The sequence below is a fragment of the Caulobacter sp. Root1455 genome, from assembly GCF_001426905.1.
Lineage (GTDB): Bacteria > Pseudomonadota > Alphaproteobacteria > Caulobacterales > Caulobacteraceae > Caulobacter.
The window spans coordinates 176,553-197,837 of the sequence record NZ_LMFQ01000012.1 but is presented as its reverse complement, the minus strand read 5'-3'; the positions used below and the strand labels follow the sequence as shown (position 1 = coordinate 197,837).

The following is a 21,285-nucleotide window of genomic DNA, read 5'->3' as shown; positions in this document are numbered from 1 at the left end:
TCTCCTAGATTCTGACGTCGACGCCGCTGCTGTCGGCGGCGCGGAGGCCGGGCAGCAGGACGGACGGAGACAGGGTGGGGATTTCCTCGCCCAGCGCCGATCGGAAGGCGCGGCCTTGGAAAGCCTGACGGCCGTTCTCGCCGTCCTGGAAGTTGAAAAAGGCGTTCTGGTTCTGGCCGCCGTTCTGCGAGTTCTGGCTGTCGAAGCTCAGGGCGCTGTCGGCGACGTTGAAGCCGGCGGCCGCCAGGGCCTGGCGCAGCTCGCCCGACTTGCCGCGAAGCTCGGCGGCGGCGGCCGGGTTGTCGAAGTTCAGGGCGGCGGTCAGCTTGCCGTCCTTGCCGATTTCGATGCGCACGTCGACGCGGCCCAGGCCTTCCGGCTGCAGGACGACGTCGAAGCGGCTGGTCTTGCCGACCACCGCCTTGCTGGCGATCTCGGTCGTCAGATGGCTGACCGTTTCGGGGCCGGCCTTGGGCAATTGGGCGGCGACGATCGGGGCCGGGGCGGCCGCGGTGCCGGGCGCGACCAGGGTCGGGGCGGTCGAGCCGGCGTCGGCGGCGGTCGCCACGGACGCGGCGTCCTTGAAGGCCGGGCCCTGGGCGTCGGCCTGATCCTGGGCGCCGCCCTCGGCCGAGCCTTCGCCAGTCGTCGCGGTGTGGGCCGCGGCGGGAACCTGGCCGTGAGCCGGCTCGGCGGCGTCGGCCACGGCGGCCGCGACGGCGGTCGCGGCGGCGGAGGCGGCTTTCGGTTCGACGGTCTTGGCGACCTTGCCGGTCACCGAGACGACTTCCGGCGCGGCGGCCTGGGCGGCGACGGTCTGAACGGCGGCGGGCTCGACGGCGTCGGTCGTCGGCGCGGCGGCGGCCACGGCGGCCACCGCGGCGGCATCGGCGGTCGACGGAGCCGCCGTCGGCGCGACCGGCGCGGTCACGGCGGCTTCGGCCTTGGCGACCGGAGCGTCGGAAGCGACGGGGGCGGTCTTGGTCTTGGCGGCGGCCGCGGCGGCGACAGCGAGTTCAGCGGCCGAGACCGCCGGCGTTCCCGGCAGGTCGAGGGCCGGGGCGGTCTCGGCGGCGTCCGTCGCCAGGGCGGCGGCGGGCAGGGCGGCGGCGGGAACGGCGTGGTCCAGGGACGGCGCGGCCTGGGCGACGACCGGCTCGAAGACGGTCTCGGTCGAAGCGGACTGGGCGGGGGCCGCGGCGGTCGCGTCGGCGTCCTCGGCGGTCTTCGGCGTCTCGACCGTCGGCGCCTGCATGGCGGCGATCAGGGCGGCCGCGGCCAGGGCGGCGGCGTCGGCCTGACCGGTGGTCGCGTCGGCGGCCTGGTCGTCGGTGGCGACGGTCGCGTCGGCGGCCTGGTCCTTGCTGTCGGTCTCGCCGGCGGCGGAGACGTCCGACGTCTTGTCCGTCTGGGCGGCGTCGGCGACCTTGGCGGGCGTCTTGGCGTCGGCGACCTTGTCCGGAGCGTCGGCGGCCTTGTCGGCCTTGGCGCTGGAGGCCTTGTTGTCCTGCGCTCGGTCGGCCGACTTGTCGGCGACCTTGCCGGCGTCCCGGGCCTCTCGCGTGGAGGCTTTGTCGTTCGAGGCGTTGGCGCTTCCGGTCTGGGCCAGCAGCGCGCCGAAGCCTTCGGCCGCGTCCTTGTCGTAACCACCGGCGAGCGCCGGGGTCGAGGGCAGGACGGAAGCGGGAGCGGCGATCGCGGTCATGCGTCGATGAGGTCCACGGAGGATGGCGGCCCAGAGAGGACACGCCTTGATCCGGACTTCCCTGAGCAACCGTCGGGCCAACTCGAATTTTTCAGCTAAGCGTTTGTTTTATTGGACATTAATCTTGCGTTTACGACTTCGGATAGGCCGACCACGGCGCTTTTTGCCGGGCTGAACCGGGCGAAAAGGGCCAGGCTTGCCGCGTCGTCGCGCCCCACCCCCAGTTGGCGCCCTCCTTGCGCATAGGTTTCTGTCGCTCGCTCGACGTCAGGAACGAATCGCCATGATTTTCAATGGCTTGCACATCGCCGATGGGGTCGAACCCCGCAACGCCCGGCAGTTTTCGCCGGGCAAGGTCGCGTCGTGCCGTTCCGGGTTTGCCGAGCTGGCCGGAGAATAGATCATGTCGTTGAACACCATCTTGAACGTTGCGACCTCGGGGATGATGGCGGCCCAGACGGGCCTGCGCGTCGTTTCCGACAACATCGCCAACATCAACACCGCCGGCTATGTCCGCAAGTCGATCGCCCAGTCGAACCTGGTGTCGAACGGCATGGGCGTGGGCGTCAACATCGACGCCATCAAGCGCGCCACCGACAAGTTCATGGCCGCCGCCAGCCTGAACGGCGCCGCCGACTCCGGCCGCACCGGCGCGATCGCCACGGCCATGGACAACGCCCAGAAGCTGTTCGGCGACCCGACCTCGACGACCAACTATTTCTCCACCCTGGACGATGTCTACGCCGCCTTCTCCATGGCGGTGGACGATCCGTCCTCGACCCTGCTGCGCAGCAGCGCCGTGACCAAGGTCGAGGACTTCCTCAGCGAGAGCAAGCGCATCACCTCGTCGCTGTCGAGCCAGATCACCGACACCGACAACCGCATCGGCGCCGACGTCGCCCGGGTCAACGACCTGCTCAAGCAGATCGACGCCCTGAACGTCGACATCACCCGCGCCAAGATGTCGGGCGCCGACGGCACCGGCTCCGAGAACGTTCAGAGCGGACTGATCAACGAGCTGTCGACCTATATGAACGTCCAGGTCAGCGACCGCGCCAACGGCGGCGTCACGGTGCGCTCGGCCGAGGGCGTCACCCTGGCGGGCAACGGCCCCGCCACGATCACCTATAATCAGTCGGGCCCGGCCAACGGCTACCTGACCGTCGTCACCGCCAACAGCGGCGGCCAGGTCATGCCCTTCTACGTCTCCAACGGCGAGATCCAGGGCCTGCTGGAGCTGCGCAACCAGGAACTGCCGAGCCTCTCCGACCAGCTGGGCGAGTTCGTCAGCCGCGCGGCCGAGGAACTGAACCGCGCGTCCAACGCCGCCAGCGCGGTGCCCGCGCCGAACCGCATGACCGGCAAGGACACCGGCCTGGACGCCAACACCGCCTTCGCCAACTTCACCGGCAAGACGACGATCGCCGTCACCAACGGGTCCAGCGCGATCGTCCAGCGCGTCGACATCGACTTCGGCGCCGGGACGATGACCGTCAACGGTGTCCCCGGCCCGGCCTTCACCAACACGAACTTCCTGACCCAGCTGAACACCGCCCTGGGCGGCACGGCCACCGCGGGCTTCGCCAACGGCGAGCTGAGCCTGAGCGCCACGGCGGCGACCGGCGGCGTCGCCATCGTCGACGACGCCACCACGCCCTCGAGCAAGGCCGGCAAGGGCTTCAGCCAGTTCTTCGGCCTCAACGACGTCATCCGCTCGGACGGCTATTCGCCCTACGAGACGGGCATGGTCGCCACCGACCCCAGCGGCTTCACCCCCGGCCAGACCATCACCCTGCGCCTGACCGACACCGAAGGCAGCCGCATCCGCGACGTCCAGGTGGCCATCCCGACCGGGACCGGCTCGATGCAGGAAACCATCGACGCCCTGAACTCGCGCAATTCGGGCGTGGGCCTGTACGGCTCGTTCTCCCTGGGCGCGAAGGGCGAGCTGAGCTTCACGCCCAACGGCGCCACGCCGGTCACCCTGTCGGTGGTCGAGGACCTGACCCAGCGCGGCGTGGGCGGCCCGTCGCTCAGCCAGCTGTTCGGCGTGGGCATGAGCGAGCGCAGCACGCGCGGCGGCCTCTACAAGATGGATCCGGCCATGGAGGCCGATCCCTCCAAGCTGCCGTTCGCCAAGCTGGACCTGACCGTGGCGGCCGGCGTTCCGGCCCTGGCGGTCGGCGACGGCCGCGGCGCCCTGGCCCTGGCCAAGGCCGGCGACAGCATCACCGCCTTCGCCAACGCCGGCGACACCGCCGGCTCCAGGAAGAGCGTGCTGACCTATGGCGCGGACTTCAGCGGCGCCATCGCCCGCAAGGCCGACTCCGCCACCAGCCGCAAGGAAGCGGCCGACTCCGTCAAGACCGAGGTCGACGCCCAGCGCCAGTCGCAGGAGGGCGTCAACCTCGATGAGGAACTGGTCAACCTGACCACCTATCAACAGGCGTTCAACGCCTCCGCCCGCCTGATCCAGGCGACCAAGGACATGTTCGATGTCCTCACCGGCATCATCTGAGGTTAAGCCATGACCCGCGTCTCCACCTCCGGCAATTTCGGCGTGATGACCAGCAACCTGATGCGCGCCCAGGTGCTGCAGAACCTCGCCGGCGAACAGGTCTCCAGCCAGAAGAACGCCACCGACCTGAAGGGCTACGCCAAGAACGCCGAGGTCCTGACGGCCATGAAGACCGCCCAGGCCAAGGTCACCGGCTTCCTGGACCAGACGAGCTTGGTCGCCAACCGCCTGGACGTTCAGGACATCGGCATCGGCCAGGTCGCCGACGCCACCCAGGACGCCCGCGACGCCGTCGCCAACGCCGTCGCGGCGGGCAGCGCCGAGACCCTGATGCAGCAGCTGACCGGCGCGTTCGGCGACGTGGTCCAAGGGCTCAACAGCCGGTTCAACGGCCGCTACGTGTTCGCCGGCGCCAAGTCCGACGTCCAGCCCACCACCGCCACCAGCATGACCGACCTGACCGCCGGCCCGCCGAGCGGTACGGCGGTGTCGATCCCCACGCTGTTCCAGAACGATCAGTACATCAGCAGCAACCGCATCGACGACACCACCTCGGTCGACACCGGCCAGTTGGCCGACCAGTTGGGCACGGGCGTCTATGGCGTCTTCCAGCAGGTCCAGGCCTATGTCGATGTCAACGGCCCGTTCACCGGCAAGCTGACCCAGGTCCAGAGCGACTTCCTCAAGAGCCTTCTGCCGACCTTCGACTCGGTCAAGACCGGCCTGATCACGGCCCAGGCCCAGAACGGCCTGAACCAGAAGCGCTTCGAGACCGCCCGGACCGACCTCTCGAACCAGGCCGACACCCTGACCACCATGGTGGGCGGCATCACCGACGTCGACATGGCCGAGGCGATCACCCGCCTGGAGTCCGCCAAGCTGGCCGTCCAGGCCTCGGCCCAGGTGTTCGCGAGCCTGCAGAACTCGTCGCTGCTGAACGTGCTGAAGTAGGACCGGCCGGCCTCAGCCCACGGGCTGGGCGACCGGGAAGGTCCACGATCCGTCCAGGATCGCCTTGCGCGGCCGATAGAGGCGCACCGTGTAGTTCCAGCCGGGCATGATCGCCAGGCAGTTGGCGACGCCCGCCCCGCAACCGCCGAACTGCACCCGGAACGACCCGTCGGCCTCTGGCTTGGCGGTCAGGTTGTTCAGCGAATAGCCGCCCCGCGCCCCTTGCTCCCCACCGGCTTCGAAGAAGCCCTTGGCGTTGTAGACGCTGATCGACCAGAAGCCGTCCACCGGCACGTCCTTGACGGTCAGGACGTGGACGGTCTTGCCGTCGTTGCGCGGCGGATCGACGCCGTTGTAGATCGCGGCCTCCCGCGGATTGCCGCCCCAGCCGAACGCCGTTCCGATCAGGTGGTCGATCGGATCGACCTGCGCCTTGCTTCCGAACATCTTCGGATGGCCGCCCAGCGCCGCCAGGACGGCCAGGGCGTCGCGGGCCTTGGTCTGCGAGACCGGATCCCAGGCCGGGCTTTCGAACACGCCGACCGCCGCCTGCCGGACCGCGACGCGATCCTGCGCCGCGTTGGCCGCCTTGAGATCCGCCGGATCGGCCGGATCGGCCAGGGTGCGGATGATCAGGAATAGATAGCGCGTCCCGACGGCGGCCTGGTCGTAGGTGTGGCGCCCCGGCCCGTAGACCACCTCGACCGTGTAGTGATCCTCGGACAACGCCTGCATCGACATGAAGCGCTTGCCGACGTCGGGCAGATCGATCGTCACCGGTCCCGCCGCCAGGTCGAACACCCCCGACGAATAGAGCGTGTCGCGGTTCATGCGCACGACGGTCTGGGCGTCGATCGGGGTCGGTCGCCGCGTGTGCTCCAGCTTGCCGAACGCCCCCGCGGCCGCCGTCTTGGCGAAATAGGTGTCGGTCTCGGCGCGGACGAAATTGTTGGCCGTCACGGGGATCGGATCACCCGTCGACGGCGCGGCGGCGAGCAGTCCCAGGGCGGCCAGGACGGCGGGCGTGCTCATTTGACGGCTCCCTCCACGCCCAGCTCCCGGTTCATTTCGTCCTCGAAGGCCTGGCGCTGGGCCGCGATGTAGCGACGGTAGCCTTCCGGATCGACCCATGCCGCGACGCCCTGAGTCTTGGCGCGGGTCCGCTTGCCCTCGATGTCGAAGCGCTCGGTGTGCGAGACCAGCCAGATGTCGGGCTTGAGCAGTTCCAGCCGGGCGGCGGTGCGGCGAAAGTCGTCGGCGATGCCGGGATAGGAGGGATGGCCGGCCAGCGCGTAGCCGGGATTGACGCTCATCCCGTCGGGCCAGACCACGACATAGGCCTTGCCGCCGTCGACGATCGTCGTGGTCCAGGTGGTGTCGCCCCGGGTGTGGCCGGGCGTCGCCAGGGCCGTCAACACGATGTCGCCCAGCTTGACCGTGTCGCCGTCGCGCAGCACGCGGTCGACCTTGGCGGCCGGAAAGCCCATCACCTTCCAATCGGTCCCGTAGTGGAAGTCGCTCTTGCCGCCGTCTTCCATCGAGGCGATGTCAGCCTCCATCATCGCCAGCTTTCCGCCCGACAAGTCCTTCAGATAGGCGATGCCTCCGGCGTGGTCGGCGTGGGCGTGCGACGTCACCAGCACCTTGATGTCCTCGGGCTTGAACCCGAGCTTGCGGATCGAGGCGGCGATCATCGGGCCCGACGACGGCATGCCGGTGTTGATCAGGACAAGGCCGTCCGAGGTCGTGATCAGATAGACGCCCAGCCCCTGGGTGCCGACGAAATACAGCGGCCCGGCGATCCGGACGGGCTCGGCCGGCTCCTCCCATTTCAGGGTCTTGCTGGCCAGGGTGATAAACAGCTTGTTGTCCTTGGCCAACTGGTCGCGCGTGGGCGCCTGGGTCTGGGCGCGCGGCGGGGCCGGCGCCGCCAGCAGCAAGAGAACGAGACCCAATGAGGGAAGGAGCTTCATCGCCACGTCCGCCGGATGACGCCCCTAGTGAAGCCCCGGGCGCCGGAGCCATCAATCGGTGGAATCACTAGGGTCGGGCGCGGACTTTCCCCTAATCCGACCGCCGGGCGGACGCCCGCGACACCCGCAACCTCGCAAAACCGGCCCTGAACCGCTATATGGCCGCGATGGACGCCGACACCGCTCTCTTCGCCCCCGCCGCCATTGCCCTCGCCCCCCCTTCCCTGGAGAGGGCCGTCGAGCAGGCGCGCGAGGCCGTGGGCCTGCCGGTCGGGACGCGGATCGTCGCGGCAATGTCCGGCGGCGTGGACTCCACCGTCACCGCCGCCCTGCTGGCCAAGGCCGGCTACGACGTGGTGGGCGTCACCCTGCAGCTCTACGACCACGGCGCGGCCATCGCCAAGAAGGGCGCCTGCTGCGCGGGCCAGGACATCATGGACGCCCGCATGGCGGCCGAGCGGATCGGCATCCCGCACTACGTCCTGGACTACGAAAGCCGCTTCAAGGAGCAGGTGATCGAGGACTTCGCCGACGCCTACCTGCGCGGCGAGACGCCGATCCCCTGCGTGCGCTGCAACCAGACGGTCAAGTTCCGCGACCTTCTGGACGTGGCCCGCGACCTGGGCGCCGAGGCCATGGCCACCGGCCACTACGTGCAGCGCAGCTTCGCTGCGGGGGCTAATCGACCCCAAATGCGCAGAGCCGCCGACCCGGCCAAGGACCAGAGCTATTTCCTGTTCGCCACCACGGCCGAGCAGCTGGACTTCCTGCGCTTCCCGCTGGGCGGCATGGACAAGCCGACCGTGCGCCAGGTGGCCGCCGAGCTGGGCCTGGCCATCGCCGACAAGCCGGACAGCCAGGACATCTGCTTCGTGCCCGAGGGCAAGTACACCACGGTGATCGACCGGATCCGGCCGCAGGGCGCCCTGCCCGGCGACCTGGTGCACATGGACGGCCGCGTGCTGGGCCGCCACGAGGGCGTCACCCGCTACACCATCGGCCAGCGCCGGGGCCTGAACATCGCCGTCGGCGACCCGCTGTTCGTCGTCAGGATCGACGCCGACAAGCGCCAGGTCATCGTCGGACCGCGCGAGGCCCTGCTGACCCAGGCCCTGTCGCTGAAGGAAGGCAATTGGCTGGGCGCCGAGGACAGCCTGGAAGCCGCCGCCGCCGCCGGCGCGCCGGTGCTGGCCCGCGTGCGCTCGACCCGCGAACCCGTCCCGGGCCGTCTGGCCCTGGTGGAGGGCGAACCGCGCCTGGTGTTCGACGTGCTGGAAGAAGGCGTCGCCCCCGGCCAGGCCTGCGTGCTGTACGACCCGGCCGATCCCGAGCGCGTGCTGGGCGGCGGCTTCATCGTGGCGACCGAGCGGGCCGCGCTCTAGGGCTGCTCGGCGCTTCGGCCGCTCGACTAGGCTCCGAACCCCTCTTGTCCGTCGTTGGGGGCGCGCCCGAGAACCCGGCAGGTCGAACGCCTCAAAAAGGGGCAGAATTTCCCTTTAGGTTGGGATATTTGGCGCTTCTGTCAAAAACTGATCCACATCACGTCGCATTTCGAAAAATAATTGCTCCGCGGGCCGAAAAATCACACGCCAAGCGCGTGACAACCGAAACCTTTGTGGCATGTAGGCGTATCTACTTTACGTGCGCGTCAAGTTTTTGACGCGGGCGTAGAATTCGGAGCAGAAAGCCCATGGCCACCGCCGCCTGCACCTACAAGCACCGCCCGGCCCGCCACGTGTCGCTGACCAGGCTGACCGTGATCCTGGCCAATCTCGCTGTGTGGGCCGGCCTGATTGTCGGCCTCGCGGTCATCGCGCGCTGATCTCGCCGACGTCCCGCTCCGCGTGGAACGGTCGGATCAGACGATCTCTTCGAAATCCATGCCGATCTTGAACAGGCAGTAGCCGGTCTCGTCGACCAGCCGCGCCACGTCGGGATTGGTGTCGGCACGGTCGCGGACGCGGGTGAAGCGCCAGTCTCGCGGATCGGCTCCGGCCGGAAACCCCGCCCCGTCCTCTGCCCCCATGTCCGCCGTCACCAGCCGGTAGGCCGGCTTGGCGCGATGGACGTGGAAGCGGTAGCTCACTCGGCGGCGATTTTAACCGAAGCCTCCAGGGCCTCGCCGACCGTCAGGGCCTGCTCCTCGTGCACCACACGCCCCAGGTCGCGGCCGTCGACGATCTCGCCGCAGGCCTCGCAGGCCAGCTTGGGATGGAAGTCGCAGCCGCAGGTCTTGTGCACGAAATGCACCGGTCCCTTGCCCACGCCGTAGACGTGCTGATCGCCCCATTCGGCCATGGTCAGCAGCACCGGCGACAGGGCCCGGCCTTTCGGCGTCAGCACGTATTCCTGGCGCGGCGGACGTTCCGAATAGCGGCGCGGCTCCAGCACCCCGTTGGCCACCAGGCTCTTGAGGCGGGCGGCCAGGACGTTGCGGGCCACGCCCAGGCGCTCCTGCCACTGCTCGAACCGTTTCACGCCCTGGAAGGCGTCGCGGAGGATCAGCAGGGTCCACGGATCACCGACGACCTCGAGGGTGGCGGCGATGGCGCAGCGTTCGTTGGTGTAGTCGGCGGTACGGCCCATCACGCGAAGGTGAAGCCTTCCGCCGGGGAATGCAAGGGTTGCTTTTGCAGACCGACAGCAGTAGGTTTTTTATAGCAATTGACTCTCTCGGTTGCGCACTGCGGCCCGGCGACAGCAACATCCGCATTCTGTCGTCGGCCGCTTTTTGCGCGAAAGGCTTGCGCCCGACGCGCCGGAGGGGGTTTATTCCGCCACGATTTTCCAAGGCCGGAGCTTATCCATGTCCAACGCCGATCCCGTCGTCATCGTCTCGTTCGCCCGCACGCCGATGGGCGGCTTCCAGGGGGCGCTGTCCGGGGCCAAGGCCACCGAGCTGGGGGCGACGGCGGTGAAGGCGGCGATCGAGCGGGCCGGCGTCTCGGGCGAGCTGGTCGAGCAGATCTTCATGGGCTGCGTCCTGCCCGCCGGTTTGGGCCAGGCCCCCGCCCGCCAGGCGGCGGTCGGCGCCGGCCTGCCCCTCTCGGTCGAGGCCACCACGGTCAACAAGATGTGCGGCAGCGGCATGCAGGCCGCGATCATGGCTCACGACGCCCTGGCGGCCGGCAGCGCGCAGATCATCGTGGCCGGCGGCATGGAGAGCATGACCAACGCGCCCTACCTGCTGACCAAGCACCGCTCGGGCGCCCGCATCGGCCACGACCAGATGATGGACTCCATGTACCTGGACGGGCTGGAGGACGCCTACACCCCCGGCAAGCTGATGGGGGCCTTCGCCGAGGACAGCGCCGCGACCTACCAGTTCGGCCGCGAGGCCATGGACGCCTACGCCGTGGCGGGCCTGGCCAAGGCCCAGAAGGCGGTCACGTCAGGCGCCTTCGAGGCCGAGATCACCCCGGTGACCATCACCACCCGCAAGGGCGTCGAAACGGTCAGCCAGGACGAGCAGCCGCTGAAGGCCGACGCCGCCAAGATCCCGACCCTGCGCCCGGCCTTCAGCCGCGACGGCGGCATCACCGCGGCCAATTCCAGCTCGATCAGCGACGGCGCCGCCGCCCTGGTCATGACCCGCGAGAGCGTCGCCAAGCGCCTGGGCCTGCCGATCGTCGCCCGGGTGGCCGCCCACGCCGCCCACGCCCACGAGCCGGGCCTGTTCACCACCGCCCCCGTGCCGGCCATGCGCAAGGCGCTGAAGAAGGCCGGCTGGGAGGTCGCCGACGTCGACCTGTTCGAGGTCAACGAGGCCTTCGCCGTGGTCGCGATGATCGCCCAGCAGGAGCTGGGCATCGATCCGGACAAGCTGAACGTCAACGGCGGCGCCTGCGCCCTGGGCCACCCGATCGGCGCGTCGGGCGCGCGCATCCTGTGCACCCTGATCGCGGCCCTGCAGGCGCGTGGCGGCAAGAAGGGCCTAGCGTCCCTGTGCATCGGCGGCGGCGAGGCCACGGCGATGGCGGTGGAGCTGGTCTAGAGCGCATCGACGTTCAGCGTCCGAGACGAAAACCTCGTCCTTCGACAAGCTCGGAATGAGGTTTTTCTACCGCCGCGGCCGGCAAAAAGGTCCTCATCCTGAGCTTGTCGAAAGACGAGGACCTCGCACCGAGCGTCAAATGTCGCCCGCTCCTACCCCGCCGAAACCGTCTTGGTCAGCAGATTCATCCGCCGGCCGCCCGGCATCTCGACGTCGCCGCCGCTCCACCCGGCGGGACAGGCCCCCGACCACTCGGCGGTCATGTTCATCTTGTGCTCGCCGTTCATCGCCGGCTGAGCCGCGCCCGTCGTGGTGCTGGTGACGTCCATCACGTAGCGGGTGTTGAAATCGCCCGCGACGTGAATGGTGCTGTCGGTCTTGCCGGCCGCGCCCATGTCGCAGGCCGAGACCACCGTCCAGCCGCCGTCCATTCCGCGCGTCATCGACTTGCGCTGGCAGCGCTTGTCGTCGCCCTGGCTATCCAATCCCATCTTCTCGTCGCTGGTCTCGTCGACGCAGAAGCGGAAGCTGCGCGTGAAGCCCTGCGCCTTGAGGGTCATGGTCTGGGTCCACAGGCCCGGCTTGCGCTTGGGCCAGGACGGCATGGTCGGGGCGGGCGCGGCCGGCGCGGTCGCGGCGGCCTCCCCCGTCACCGTCGACGGCGCCGGCGATGTCGCCGTCGCGGCCTTGGGCGTCTCCGCCGTCTTGGTCCCGGACTTCTGGCCGCAGGCGGCCACGGCCGCCAAGGTTCCGAACGCCACAAACACCGCTAGAGCCCGCATCGCCCACCTCTTTCGTGCGTTAGCCCCCAGGCCCATAACAACCTTGGCGCGCCGCGCCGTCCAGCCCATATGCGAGTCATGACAGACGCCTTCAGCCACAACCCCGCCAAGAGCCGCTACGAACTGGAGGTCGACGGGCGCATCGCCTTCGCCGACTACCAGCGCAGCGGCCATCGCCTGGTGATCCCCCACGTCGAGGCCGATCCCGCCCTGCGCGGCACGGGCGCGGCTGGCCGCCTGATGGGCAAGGTCGCCGAAACCGCCCGCAGCGAGGGCATGAAGATCGTGCCGCTGTGCAGCTACGCGGCGGCGTGGCTGAAGCGGAACGATCCGGAGATCATCGCTTAGGCCGACCGGGGACATGCCCTCGCGGCGTGTCCCCATCAGCATCCACGGCGCCAAGACAGGGGACACGCCGCAAGGGCATGTCCCCGGCTAAACCTGCTCGGCCAGCCAATCCCTGAACGCCGCCAGCGCCGGCGTGACCGCTCGCGACTTCAGCCAGGTCAGCCAGTACATCCCCGACCCGACCTCCAGGGCGAACGGCCGCACCAGCCGGCCCTGCTCCAGGTCGCGGGCGAACATCATCGACGGGGCCAGGGCCACGCCCGCCCCCTGCATCGCCGCCTCGACCATCACCCAGGAGCTGTCGAACACCGGCCCGCGGATCGGCGGCGGGGTCAGGCCGGCGGCGGCGAACCAGTCGGGCCAGTCGTCGGCGCGGTAGCTGCGCAGCAGAACCTCCGACTTCAACGCCTCGGGCGTCCTGAGCCGCTCGGCCACGGCCGGGGCGCACAGCGGCGTCATCGGGGCGGCGAACAGCGGCACGGCCTGGGTGCCGTGCCAGGCCCCGTCGCCGAACCGCACGGCGCAGTCCAGCCCCTCGCCGGCGATGTCGATGCGGTTGTTGTTGGTGAACAGACGCAGGTCGACGAACGGGTGGGCCTCGCGGAAGGCGGGCAGGCGCGGCAGCAGCCAGCCCACCGCGAAGGTGCCCACCACCCCGACGCTGAGCACCTCCATCACCCGGCCGGCCGAGAACCGCTCCAGCACCTCGCCCATGCGGTCGAAGCTGTCGCGCACCGTCGGCAGCAGGGCCAGGCCCTCGTCGGTCAGGGCCAGGCCGCGCGGCAGGCGGCGGAACAGGGTCGCGCCCAGCCGCTGTTCCAGACCCTTGACCTGGTGGCTGACGGCGGCCTGGGTCACGCACAGTTCGATGGCCGCCCGCGTGAAGCTCAGATGCCGGGCCGAGGCCTCGAAGGCGCGCAGGGCGTTCAGGGGCAGTTGCGCGCGGCTCATCTCGACACTCAGAATTTCTAGGGCCAAAATTTTCTAGGGCCTGCGCCGAAGTATCATCGTTTGATCCGGGGGTCACTCGTCGCTCATCCTGCGGGCCATGGAGAACCCGATGATCGACAGACGCCAAGTATTAACGGCTCTTTCCGCCGTCCCCGCCCTTTCCCTCGCCGGTCCGGCCGCCTCGGCCACGACGGCGCGACTGACCAGCGGCATTAGCCGGGGTATCGTCGCCCTGGAGGCTCGCGGCGGCGGCCGGCTGGGCGTGTCCGTGCTGGATACGGCTGACGGCAAGACCTTCGCCTATCGCGGCGACGAGCGTTTCGCCATGTGCAGCACCTTCAAGGCCCTGGTCGCGGGCCTGGTGCTCCGGCGGGTGGACCAGGGCCTTGAGCGGCTGGATCGGCGGATCGTCTACGGCAAGAGCGTGCTGCTGGCCCATTCGCCGGCCACCGAAAAGCATGTCGGCGAGGGCATGACGGTCGGAGCCCTCTGCGAGGCGACGGTCACCCTCAGCGACAACGCCGCCGCCAACGTGCTGCTCTACACTTTCGGCGGGCCGCCGGCTCTCACCGCCTTCCTCCGCGGCCTGGGCGACAAGGTCACCCGCCTGGACGGCTACGAGCCCGAGCTGAACGTGGTCCGCCCCGGCGAGATCCACGACACCACCTCGCCCAACGCCATGTTGGCCACCCTGCGCGCCCTGACCCTCGGCTCGACCCTGTCGCCGGCCTCGCGCCGGCAGCTGATCGCCTGGCTGGTCGCCAACCAGACCGGCGACGCGCGTCTGCGGGGCGGCCTGCCCGCCGGCTGGAAGGTCGGCGACAAGACCGGCAGTTGGGGCGACGACAAGATCGGGACCACCAACGACATCGCCGTGATCTGGCCGCCAGGTCGTTCGCCCCTGCTGATCACCGCCTATCTGAGCCGCTCGACGCTGGGTAACGACGGCCGCAACGCCGTGATCGCCGAGGTCGCGCGCCTGGTCACGGCGGCGGGCTTCGGGTCGTAGGCCCTCAAATACAACCTCAGGGGCGCGGCGATGAGCCACGTCGCAAGCCACTGTTCTTTAAGCCCTTTGCCCTAGTCGTGTCTGACGGTTCGCCTTAGCTTGGATGGAGCTGGGCAACCCGCGAAAGCAGGGTGATGACAGAGACGACCTTTTCGGCCTCCACCGGGCCAATCTGGAAGTGGACAGGCGGCGACTTCCTGAAGACCGCGGCCCTCGCCGTGATCGCGGCGACCGGCTACGCCCTGCTGGCCTATCTCTGCGTCGAGTTCCCCCGCAACTACGATCAGGTGGCGCCGATCTGGCTGTCCAACGGCTTCGGCGTGGCCTGCCTGCTGTCGTGCCGCAACCGCCACTGGCCGGCCGTGCTGCTGGGCTGCCTGGTCGGCGGTCTGGCGGCCGGGGCCCATGTGGGTGACCTCGCGACCGTCAACATCGTGCTGGTCAGCTGCAACATCATGCAGATCTTCGCCTGCGCCTGGGGCATGCGCCGAATCTGCGGCCCGGAAATCGACCTGGGCCGGGCCCGCGACATGATCGCCTTCGCCCTGATCTGCGGCCTGGCCGCTCCGATCGCCACCGGAGTGGTCGCCGCCACGATCCACACCGCCATGCGCGGCGGCGCGTTGCTGGCCAATATCGGCGTCTGGTCGCTGGGCGACATTCTAGGCCTGATGACCATCACCCCCTGTCTGCTGGCCCTGGTGCGCGTGCGCCGCTACCTGCGCGAGCGGCCGCTGTCGATCTCGGGCGTCGGCAGCCTGGTGCTGCTGCTGGCGGTGACCGTCTACGTCTTCACCCAATCCCGCCCCCTGCTGTTCATCGTGCCGCCGGTGATGCTGGTGGTCGCCTGGCGCCTGGAAGTGCTGGGCGCGGCGTTGAGCGCGACCCTCGTGGCGGTCGTGGCGGTGATCTTCACCATGGCCGGTCACGGCCCGATCACCCTGCTCCGGACCGGATCGTCCGACCAGGCGATCGTGCTGCAGCTGTTCCTGGCCACGGCGATCTTCATCAGCCTGCCCGTGGCTTCGATCCAGCGGCACCGTCGCCAGATGCTGCAGAGCATGACCGAGGCCAACGCCGCGATGGTCCGCAGCGAGGCGCGCTTCCGCCAGCTGGCCGAGAACGCCCAGGACATGATCATCCACAGCAACATGCGCGGGATCATCCAGTATGCTTCGCCGGGCTGCCTGCAGATGACCGGCTTCGCGGCCGAGGAGCTGGTCGGCCGCGAGGGCATGTTCATCGTCCACCAGGACGATCGCGACGCCGTGCGCGCCATTGTCGTCGAGCAGTTGGCCCAGTTGGCCGACCATCACGACGCCGGCCCCCGTCGCATCGAGTACCGCGCGCTCCGCAAGGACGGCCAGATGATCTGGCTGGAATCGCGCCCTGGCCTGCAGCACGATCCGCTGACCGGAAAGGCCACCGGCATCACCGACATCGTTCGCGACGTCACCGAGCAGAAGGCCATGGAGCGCCAGCTGCGCGAGGCCCGCAACGAGGCCGAGGCCGCCGCCGCGGTGAAGGGCGAGTTCCTGGCCAATATGAGCCACGAGCTGCGCACGCCCCTGACCTCGGTGCTGGGCTTCGCCCGTCTGGTCGACGACGAGCCGGACCTGTCGCCCGACGCGCGCCGCTTCATCGGCCGGGTCCTGAGCGGCGGCAAGGCGCTGCTGACCACCATCAACGACATCCTCGACTTCTCGAAGCTGGAGGCCGGTCAGCTGGAGCTGAAGCTGGAGCCCGTCGCCCCCGCCTCGCTGATCGAGGAGGCGCTGGACCTGTTCTCGCTGGAGACCGAGGCCCGAGGCGTGGCCCTGCGCACCGAGGGCCTTGAGGACCTGCCCGCCGACCTGCTGATCGACGGCGGCCGGCTGCGCCAGGTGCTGCTGAACCTGATCGGCAACGCGGCGAAGTTCACCGAGGCCGGGTCGATCACCGTCACGGCCGCCTATGACGACGCCGCCGAACGGCTCAGCGTCTCGGTGCTCGACACCGGCCCGGGCATCGCCACCGAGGACGTCGACCTGCTGTTCCGCCGCTTCTCCCAGGTCGACGCCGGCCTGACCCGCAAGCATGGCGGCACGGGCCTGGGCCTGGCGATCTGCAAGGGCCTGGTCGAGGCCATGGGCGGCCAGATCGGCGTCGTCAGCGTTCCCGGCCATGGGGCCTGCTTCAGCTTCGACGTCGTCGCCCCCTCGACGGCCCAGGCCGAGGCCAGCTCGGCCCAGGAGGCCGCCCCGCCGCTGCTGCCGCCCGCCTGCCGGGTGCTGGTCGTCGACGACAATCCGGCCAATCGCGAACTGGTCAACGCCATCCTGACCGCCATGGGGGCCGAGGTGGCCGAGGCCGTGGACGGCGAGGAAGGCGTGGCCGCCGCGGCCGCCCGTCCGTTCGACGCCATCCTGATGGACCTGCGCATGCCGCGCCTGGACGGCGCCCAGGCCGCCCTGCGCATCCGCGGCGAAGGCGGACCCAACGCCGCGACCCCGATCATCGCCTTCTCGGCCGACGCCCGCCCAGGCGGTCCAGGCGGGATCTTCGACGGCGCGGTGTCCAAGCCGATGACCGTCGCCGGCCTGATCGACGCGCTCAACACCGCCATGGCTTCGACGCCGGCCAGGACGCTCGAAGCCTCGGCCTGAACACCCTCGAAGAACATCGATCGTCGAGATTGCGCGAGAGGCCGCGCGCGCTAGGATCGCCACCCCGGAGCGTGACAGCCGAAGGTGGATGCCGGTTTCGGCGCCCGTCACGCTCCAGATGTTTGGACGAGCCTGTCCTTCGGACTGGCTCTTGGAGGCCATCCCCATGAGCGACGAACTCGTCTTCTACACCAACCCGATGTCGCGCGGCCGCATTGTCCGCTGGATGCTCGAGGAAGTCGGCGCCCCCTACCGCACGGTGGTGCTGGACTACGCGTCCACGATGAAGGCGCCGGAATATCTGGCGATCAATCCGATGGGCAAGGTGCCGGCGATCACCCATCGCGGCGTGACGGTCACCGAGGGCGCGGCGATCTGCGCCTATCTGGCCGACGCCTTTCCCGAAGCGGGCCTGGCCCCGCCGACCACCTCGCCCGCGCGCGGGACCTATTATCGGTGGCTGATGTTCGCCTGCGGGCCGGTCGAGGCGGCGGTGACCAACAAGTCCCTGGGCTTCGTCGTGCCGGACGACCGCAAGCCCATGGCCGGCTACGGCTGCCTGGAGGACACCCTGAACGCGCTCGAACAGGCGGTCAGCGGCAAGACCTACATCGCCGGCGACAAGTTCTCGGCCGCCGATGTCTATGTCGGCGCGCAGATCGGCTGGGGCATGATGTTCGGGTCGATCGAGAAGCGCCCGGCCTTCGAGGCCTACTGGGCCGGCATCAGCCAGCGCCCGGCGGCCAAGCGGGCCGCCGAGATCGACGACGCGCTGATCGCGGCGGCGAAGGAAGCGGCGGACGCCTGACCCGATCGCGGCCCGACAAAAAAATCCGCTCATCCCGGCCAACGTCGGGTGAGCGGACAAGGAAGCGGTGATCGCCCGGCGTCAGTCCGGCCGGGCGATGATCGCGTTCTAGGCCAGGACCTGGATCACCACGCGGCGGTTCTGGGCGCGGCCGTCGGGGGTGTCGTTCGGGGCCACCGGATCTTCCTCGCCGTACGAGATCGTCGCCATTCGGTTCAGCGGCACGCCCTGCTTGCTGAGGAACTTGCGCACCGTCTCGGCCCGCTCGTTGCCCAGGGTCTCGTTGTACTTCGGATCGCCGGAGGCGTCGGTGAAGCCCTGGATTTCGAGATAGACGTTCTTGTTGTCGCCCTTCAGCTTCGAGGCGAAGTCGGCCAGGCGCTGCTCGGCTTCCGGCGACAGTTCATGCCGGTCGAGCGGGAACTTCACCGAGTCGTCGCTCAGCACCACCGAGTACAGGAACTTGCCCTCGGCCAGCTTGTGGGCGTCGGTCGCGCGCTTCAGCGCTTCCTGGCTGGTGCGGTCGACCTCGGCCACCTTGGCGTCGGTGGCGTCGACCCGCGTGTTCACCGCGCCGACCTGTTCGTTGACGAAGCCCTTGGTCGCGCAGCCGCTGACCGACAGCCCGCCAGCCACCAGAGCGCTCACCATCATCATCTTATAATTTACGCTAATCATGGGACACCCTTCCACCTTTGCTTCAACACCGAGCACCAAGCTGGACCGTCAGACAGTCCAGCAGCGGCGCTTCGTCAGTTGAAAATCGACATTCGAAAGAGGCGAATTCTGGGCCTGTTCTGGACAGACTTGGCCATTCCCACGAACATCTCTACGCCGCTTCTTAGTAACGCGCGCGTACGCAAAACCCGGCCAAAGGTTCCCGAGAAATATTTGCGATATGTGAGGGGCGAGAGGTCATCCTGAACCTCTTTTTCGCGCTCCGCCAGACCCAAAAACGGGCGCGTCCGTGGGACGCGCCCGTATGGGATTCGCCGGCGGGCGACGCTTACTGCAGCGTCGCCTTGCCGATCGCCAGGCCGTCGGAGCCGGCGCCGACGGCGATCACTCCGCCGTCCTCCAGCTCGCCGGCCAGCAGACGCTTGGCGATCGGGTCGACCAGGTCCTTCTGGATCACCCGCTTGAGCGGGCGCGCGCCATAGACCGGGTCGTAGCCCTTGTCGGCCAGCCACTGCAGAGCCTCGGCGTCGAGCGCCAGGGTCATGCGGCGCTCGGCCAGCATCTTCTCCACCCGCTGCAGCTGGATGCGGACGATGTCGCCCATGTTCGCGCGGCTCAGCCGCTTGAACAGGATGATCTCGTCGACCCGGTTGAGGAACTCGGGGCGGAAATGACCGCGCACCATCTTCATCACCATCGGCCGCACGGCCTCCACATCCTCGCCGTCCTCCTGGTTGGCCAGGAACTCGGCGCCGAGGTTGGAGGTCATGATGATCAGGGTGTTCCTGAAATCGACCGTCCGGCCTTGCCCGTCCGTGAGACGGCCATCGTCCAACACTTGAAGCAGAACGTTGAAGACGTCCGGGTGGGCCTTCTCGATCTCGTCGAACAGCACCACCTGGTACGGACGCCGGCGCACCGCTTCCGTCAGCGCCCCGCCCTCGTCGTAGCCGACATAGCCGGGAGGCGCGCCGATCAGCCGGCTGACCGAGTGCTTTTCCATGTATTCCGACATGTCCATGCGGGTGATCGCATGCTCGTCGGCGAACATGAACTCGGCCAGGGCCTTGGTCAGCTCGGTCTTGCCCACGCCCGTCGGGCCCAGGAACAGGAACGAGCCGATCGGCTTGGACGGGTCGTGCAGGCCGGCCCGCGCGCGGCGCACCGCGTCGGACACCGCTTCCAGCGCCTCATCCTGGCCGACGACGCGGCCGCGCAGGGCGTCCTCCATCTTCAGCAGCTTCTCGCGCTCGCCTTCCAGCATCTTCTCGACCGGCACCCCGGTCCAGCGGCTGACCACGGCAGCGATCTGCTCGGCGTCGACGACTTCCGGCGTCAGGGCCTTCTGGGCCCCGGCCCCGGTCTCGCCGGCCTCGGCGTCGGCCAGACGCTTCTCCAGCGCCGGGATCTCGCCGTACTGCAGCTGGCCGGCGCGGGCGAAGTCGCCGGCCCGTTGGGCGGCGGCCAGGTCGGCGCGCAAGCGATCCAGGGCCTCGCGGGCCTGGGCGGCGCCGCCGACCTTGTCCTTCTCGGCTTTCCAGCGCGCGGTCATCTCGTCGGACTCGATCTGCAACTCGTCGATCTCGTCCTCGAGCTTCTCCAGCCGCTGCTTGGACGCCGCGTCGGTCTCCTTGGACAGGGCCTCGCGCTCGATCTTCAGCTGCACCAGGCGGCGGTCGATCTCATCGAGTTCTTCCGGCTTGGAGTCGATCTGCATCCGCACCCGGCTGGCGGCCTCGTCGACCAGGTCGATGGCCTTGTCGGGCAGGAAGCGGTCGGCGATGTAGCGGTTGGAGAGCGTGGCGGCGGCGACGATGGCGGAGTCCGAGATCCGCACGCCATGGTGCACCTCGTACTTCTCCTTCAGGCCGCGCAAGATCGAGACGGTGTCCTCCACCGTCGGCTCGCTGACGAACACCGGCTGGAAGCGACGGGCCAGGGCCGCGTCCTTCTCGACGTGCTTGCGGTACTCGTCCAGCGTGGTGGCGCCCACGCAGTGCAGCTCGCCGCGGGCCAGGGCCGGCTTGAGCAGGTTGGAGGCGTCCATCGCCCCGTCGCTCTTCCCGGCGCCCACCAGTGTGTGCATCTCGTCGATGAACAGGATGATCGAGCCCTCGGCCGCCGTGACCTCGCCGAGCACGGCCTTCAGCCGCTCCTCGAACTCGCCGCGATACTTCGCGCCGGCGATCAGGCTGCCCATGTCCAGCGACAGGAGCTTCTTGTCCTTCAGGCTCTCGGGCACGTCGCCGTTGACGATGCGCTGGGCCAGGCCTTCGACGATGGCGGTCTTGCCGACCCCGGGCTCGCCGATCAGGACGGGGTTGTTCTTGGTGCGGCGCGACAGGACCTGGATCGTACGGCGGATCTCCTCGTCGCGGCCGATCACCGGATCGATCTTGCCGTCGCGGGCCGCCTGGGTCAGGTCGCGGGCGTAGCGCTTGAGGGCGTCATAGCCTTCCTCGGCCGACGCGCTGTCGGCGGTCCGGCCCTTGCGGACGGCGGCTGCGGCGGTCTCCAGACCCTGGGCGGTGGCCCCGGCGTCCTTGAGGATCTTGGCCGCGTCGCCGCCTTCCTTGGCGAGGGCGATCAGCAGGCGCTCGGTGGTGACGAAGGCGTCGCCGGCCTTCTTGGCGCCCTCCTCGGCCGCGGCGAACACCCGGGCGGTGTCGGGCTTCATGTAGAGCTGGCCGCCGGCGCCGTCGACGCGGGGGGTCTTGGCCAACAGGGCGTCGGTCGCCGCGTCGGCCGCGTCGGGCCGGCCGCCGGCGCTCTGGATCAGGGCGCGGCCCAGGCCGTCCTTCTCCTCGAGCAGGACCTTGAGCAGGTGTTCGGGGCCGAGCTGCTGGTGCCCCTTGGCCAGGGCCAGGCTCTGCGCCGACTGGACCGCGGACTTGGCGCGGTCGGAATAGAGGTCGATCTTCAT

The 21,285-nt window shown here is 69.1% G+C and carries 18 protein-coding genes; 9 read left to right on the top strand and 9 right to left on the bottom strand.

Annotated features, from left to right (window positions below; all coding sequences use genetic code 11):
- Window positions 1-4 precede the first annotated feature (4 nt).
- Window positions 5-1,705, bottom strand: a complete 1,701-nt coding sequence (gene fliK / locus ASD21_RS08335; RefSeq protein ID WP_056439418.1) for a flagellar hook-length control protein FliK — start codon at window positions 1,703-1,705, stop codon at window positions 5-7.
- Between the two features lie 403 nt (window positions 1,706-2,108).
- On the opposite strand from fliK, the gene flgK reads away from it, so the two are divergent.
- Complete coding sequence (flgK, locus tag ASD21_RS08330) at window positions 2,109-4,223, top strand: flagellar hook-associated protein FlgK (RefSeq protein ID WP_056439414.1); 2,115 nt, start codon at window positions 2,109-2,111, stop codon at window positions 4,221-4,223.
- 9 nt (window positions 4,224-4,232) lie between these two features.
- The gene (locus tag ASD21_RS08325) at window positions 4,233-5,174 is read left to right on the top strand and encodes a flagellin (RefSeq protein WP_056439411.1); all 942 of its coding nucleotides are present in this window, start codon (window positions 4,233-4,235) and stop codon (window positions 5,172-5,174) included.
- A 12-nt stretch (window positions 5,175-5,186) separates the two neighbouring features.
- Here the strand turns inward: ASD21_RS08325 and ASD21_RS08320 are convergent, their stop codons facing one another.
- Both ASD21_RS08320 and bla (ASD21_RS08315) read right to left on the bottom strand, forming a co-directional pair.
- Entirely contained in the window at window positions 5,187-6,206 is a 1,020-nt protein-coding gene (locus ASD21_RS08320; RefSeq protein ID WP_056439408.1) for a DUF1254 domain-containing protein, read from the bottom strand.
- Complete coding sequence (bla, locus tag ASD21_RS08315; protein ID WP_056439405.1) at window positions 6,203-7,147, bottom strand: subclass B3 metallo-beta-lactamase; 945 nt, start codon at window positions 7,145-7,147, stop codon at window positions 6,203-6,205. The genes ASD21_RS08320 and bla (ASD21_RS08315) overlap by 4 nt, the downstream gene beginning before the upstream one ends.
- A gap of 158 nt (window positions 7,148-7,305) precedes the next feature.
- Between bla (ASD21_RS08315) and mnmA the strand changes: the two genes are divergently transcribed.
- The gene (gene mnmA, locus ASD21_RS08310) at window positions 7,306-8,529 is read left to right on the top strand and encodes a tRNA 2-thiouridine(34) synthase MnmA (protein WP_056439402.1); all 1,224 of its coding nucleotides are present in this window, start codon (window positions 7,306-7,308) and stop codon (window positions 8,527-8,529) included.
- A 308-nt stretch (window positions 8,530-8,837) separates the two neighbouring features.
- Entirely contained in the window at window positions 8,838-8,969 is a 132-nt protein-coding gene (locus ASD21_RS25040) for a hypothetical protein (protein WP_268761004.1), read from the top strand.
- A 36-nt stretch (window positions 8,970-9,005) separates the two neighbouring features.
- Here the strand turns inward: ASD21_RS25040 and ASD21_RS08305 are convergent, their stop codons facing one another.
- Entirely contained in the window at window positions 9,006-9,233 is a 228-nt protein-coding gene (locus ASD21_RS08305; protein ID WP_056439399.1) for a hypothetical protein, read from the bottom strand.
- Window positions 9,230-9,733 carry a winged helix-turn-helix transcriptional regulator gene (locus ASD21_RS08300; protein ID WP_056439396.1) on the bottom strand — a complete coding sequence of 168 codons (504 nt, stop codon included), beginning with the start codon at window positions 9,731-9,733 and terminating at the stop codon, window positions 9,230-9,232. The genes ASD21_RS08305 and ASD21_RS08300 overlap by 4 nt, the downstream gene beginning before the upstream one ends.
- Before the next feature lie 220 nt (window positions 9,734-9,953).
- Between ASD21_RS08300 and ASD21_RS08295 the strand changes: the two genes are divergently transcribed.
- Window positions 9,954-11,141 carry an acetyl-CoA C-acyltransferase gene (locus ASD21_RS08295; RefSeq protein WP_056439393.1) on the top strand — a complete coding sequence of 396 codons (1,188 nt, stop codon included), beginning with the start codon at window positions 9,954-9,956 and terminating at the stop codon, window positions 11,139-11,141.
- A gap of 152 nt (window positions 11,142-11,293) precedes the next feature.
- On the opposite strand, the gene ASD21_RS08290 is transcribed toward ASD21_RS08295, so the two are convergent.
- Window positions 11,294-11,923, bottom strand: a complete 630-nt coding sequence (locus tag ASD21_RS08290) for a DUF3617 domain-containing protein (protein WP_056439390.1) — start codon at window positions 11,921-11,923, stop codon at window positions 11,294-11,296.
- A 78-nt stretch (window positions 11,924-12,001) separates the two neighbouring features.
- On the opposite strand from ASD21_RS08290, the gene ASD21_RS08285 reads away from it, so the two are divergent.
- A complete protein-coding gene (locus ASD21_RS08285; RefSeq protein WP_056439387.1) occupies window positions 12,002-12,271 on the top strand; it encodes a GNAT family N-acetyltransferase in 270 nt (89 codons plus the stop codon).
- 87 nt (window positions 12,272-12,358) lie between these two features.
- Here ASD21_RS08285 and ASD21_RS08280 read toward each other — a convergent pair whose 3' ends face one another.
- On the bottom strand, window positions 12,359-13,222 hold the full coding sequence (locus tag ASD21_RS08280; RefSeq protein ID WP_056439383.1) for a LysR family transcriptional regulator: 864 nt from the start codon (window positions 13,220-13,222) through the stop codon (window positions 12,359-12,361).
- 109 nt (window positions 13,223-13,331) lie between these two features.
- Between ASD21_RS08280 and bla (ASD21_RS08275) the strand changes: the two genes are divergently transcribed.
- The 3 genes from bla (ASD21_RS08275) to ASD21_RS08265 all read left to right on the top strand — a co-directional run bounded on the left by bla (ASD21_RS08275) (window position 13,332) and on the right by ASD21_RS08265 (window position 17,684).
- The gene (bla, locus tag ASD21_RS08275; RefSeq protein WP_056439381.1) at window positions 13,332-14,231 is read left to right on the top strand and encodes a class A beta-lactamase; all 900 of its coding nucleotides are present in this window, start codon (window positions 13,332-13,334) and stop codon (window positions 14,229-14,231) included.
- Between the two features lie 134 nt (window positions 14,232-14,365).
- Complete coding sequence (locus ASD21_RS08270) at window positions 14,366-16,876, top strand: MASE1 domain-containing protein (protein WP_056439377.1); 2,511 nt, start codon at window positions 14,366-14,368, stop codon at window positions 16,874-16,876.
- A 166-nt stretch (window positions 16,877-17,042) separates the two neighbouring features.
- Window positions 17,043-17,684 carry a glutathione S-transferase family protein gene (locus tag ASD21_RS08265; protein WP_056439373.1) on the top strand — a complete coding sequence of 214 codons (642 nt, stop codon included), beginning with the start codon at window positions 17,043-17,045 and terminating at the stop codon, window positions 17,682-17,684.
- A gap of 108 nt (window positions 17,685-17,792) precedes the next feature.
- Here the strand turns inward: ASD21_RS08265 and ASD21_RS08260 are convergent, their stop codons facing one another.
- Window positions 17,793-18,362 carry an OmpA family protein gene (locus ASD21_RS08260; protein ID WP_056439370.1) on the bottom strand — a complete coding sequence of 190 codons (570 nt, stop codon included), beginning with the start codon at window positions 18,360-18,362 and terminating at the stop codon, window positions 17,793-17,795.
- Window positions 18,363-18,690: 328 nt separating this feature from the next.
- Window positions 18,691-21,285, bottom strand: a complete 2,595-nt coding sequence (clpB, locus tag ASD21_RS08255; protein WP_056439367.1) for an ATP-dependent chaperone ClpB — start codon at window positions 21,283-21,285, stop codon at window positions 18,691-18,693.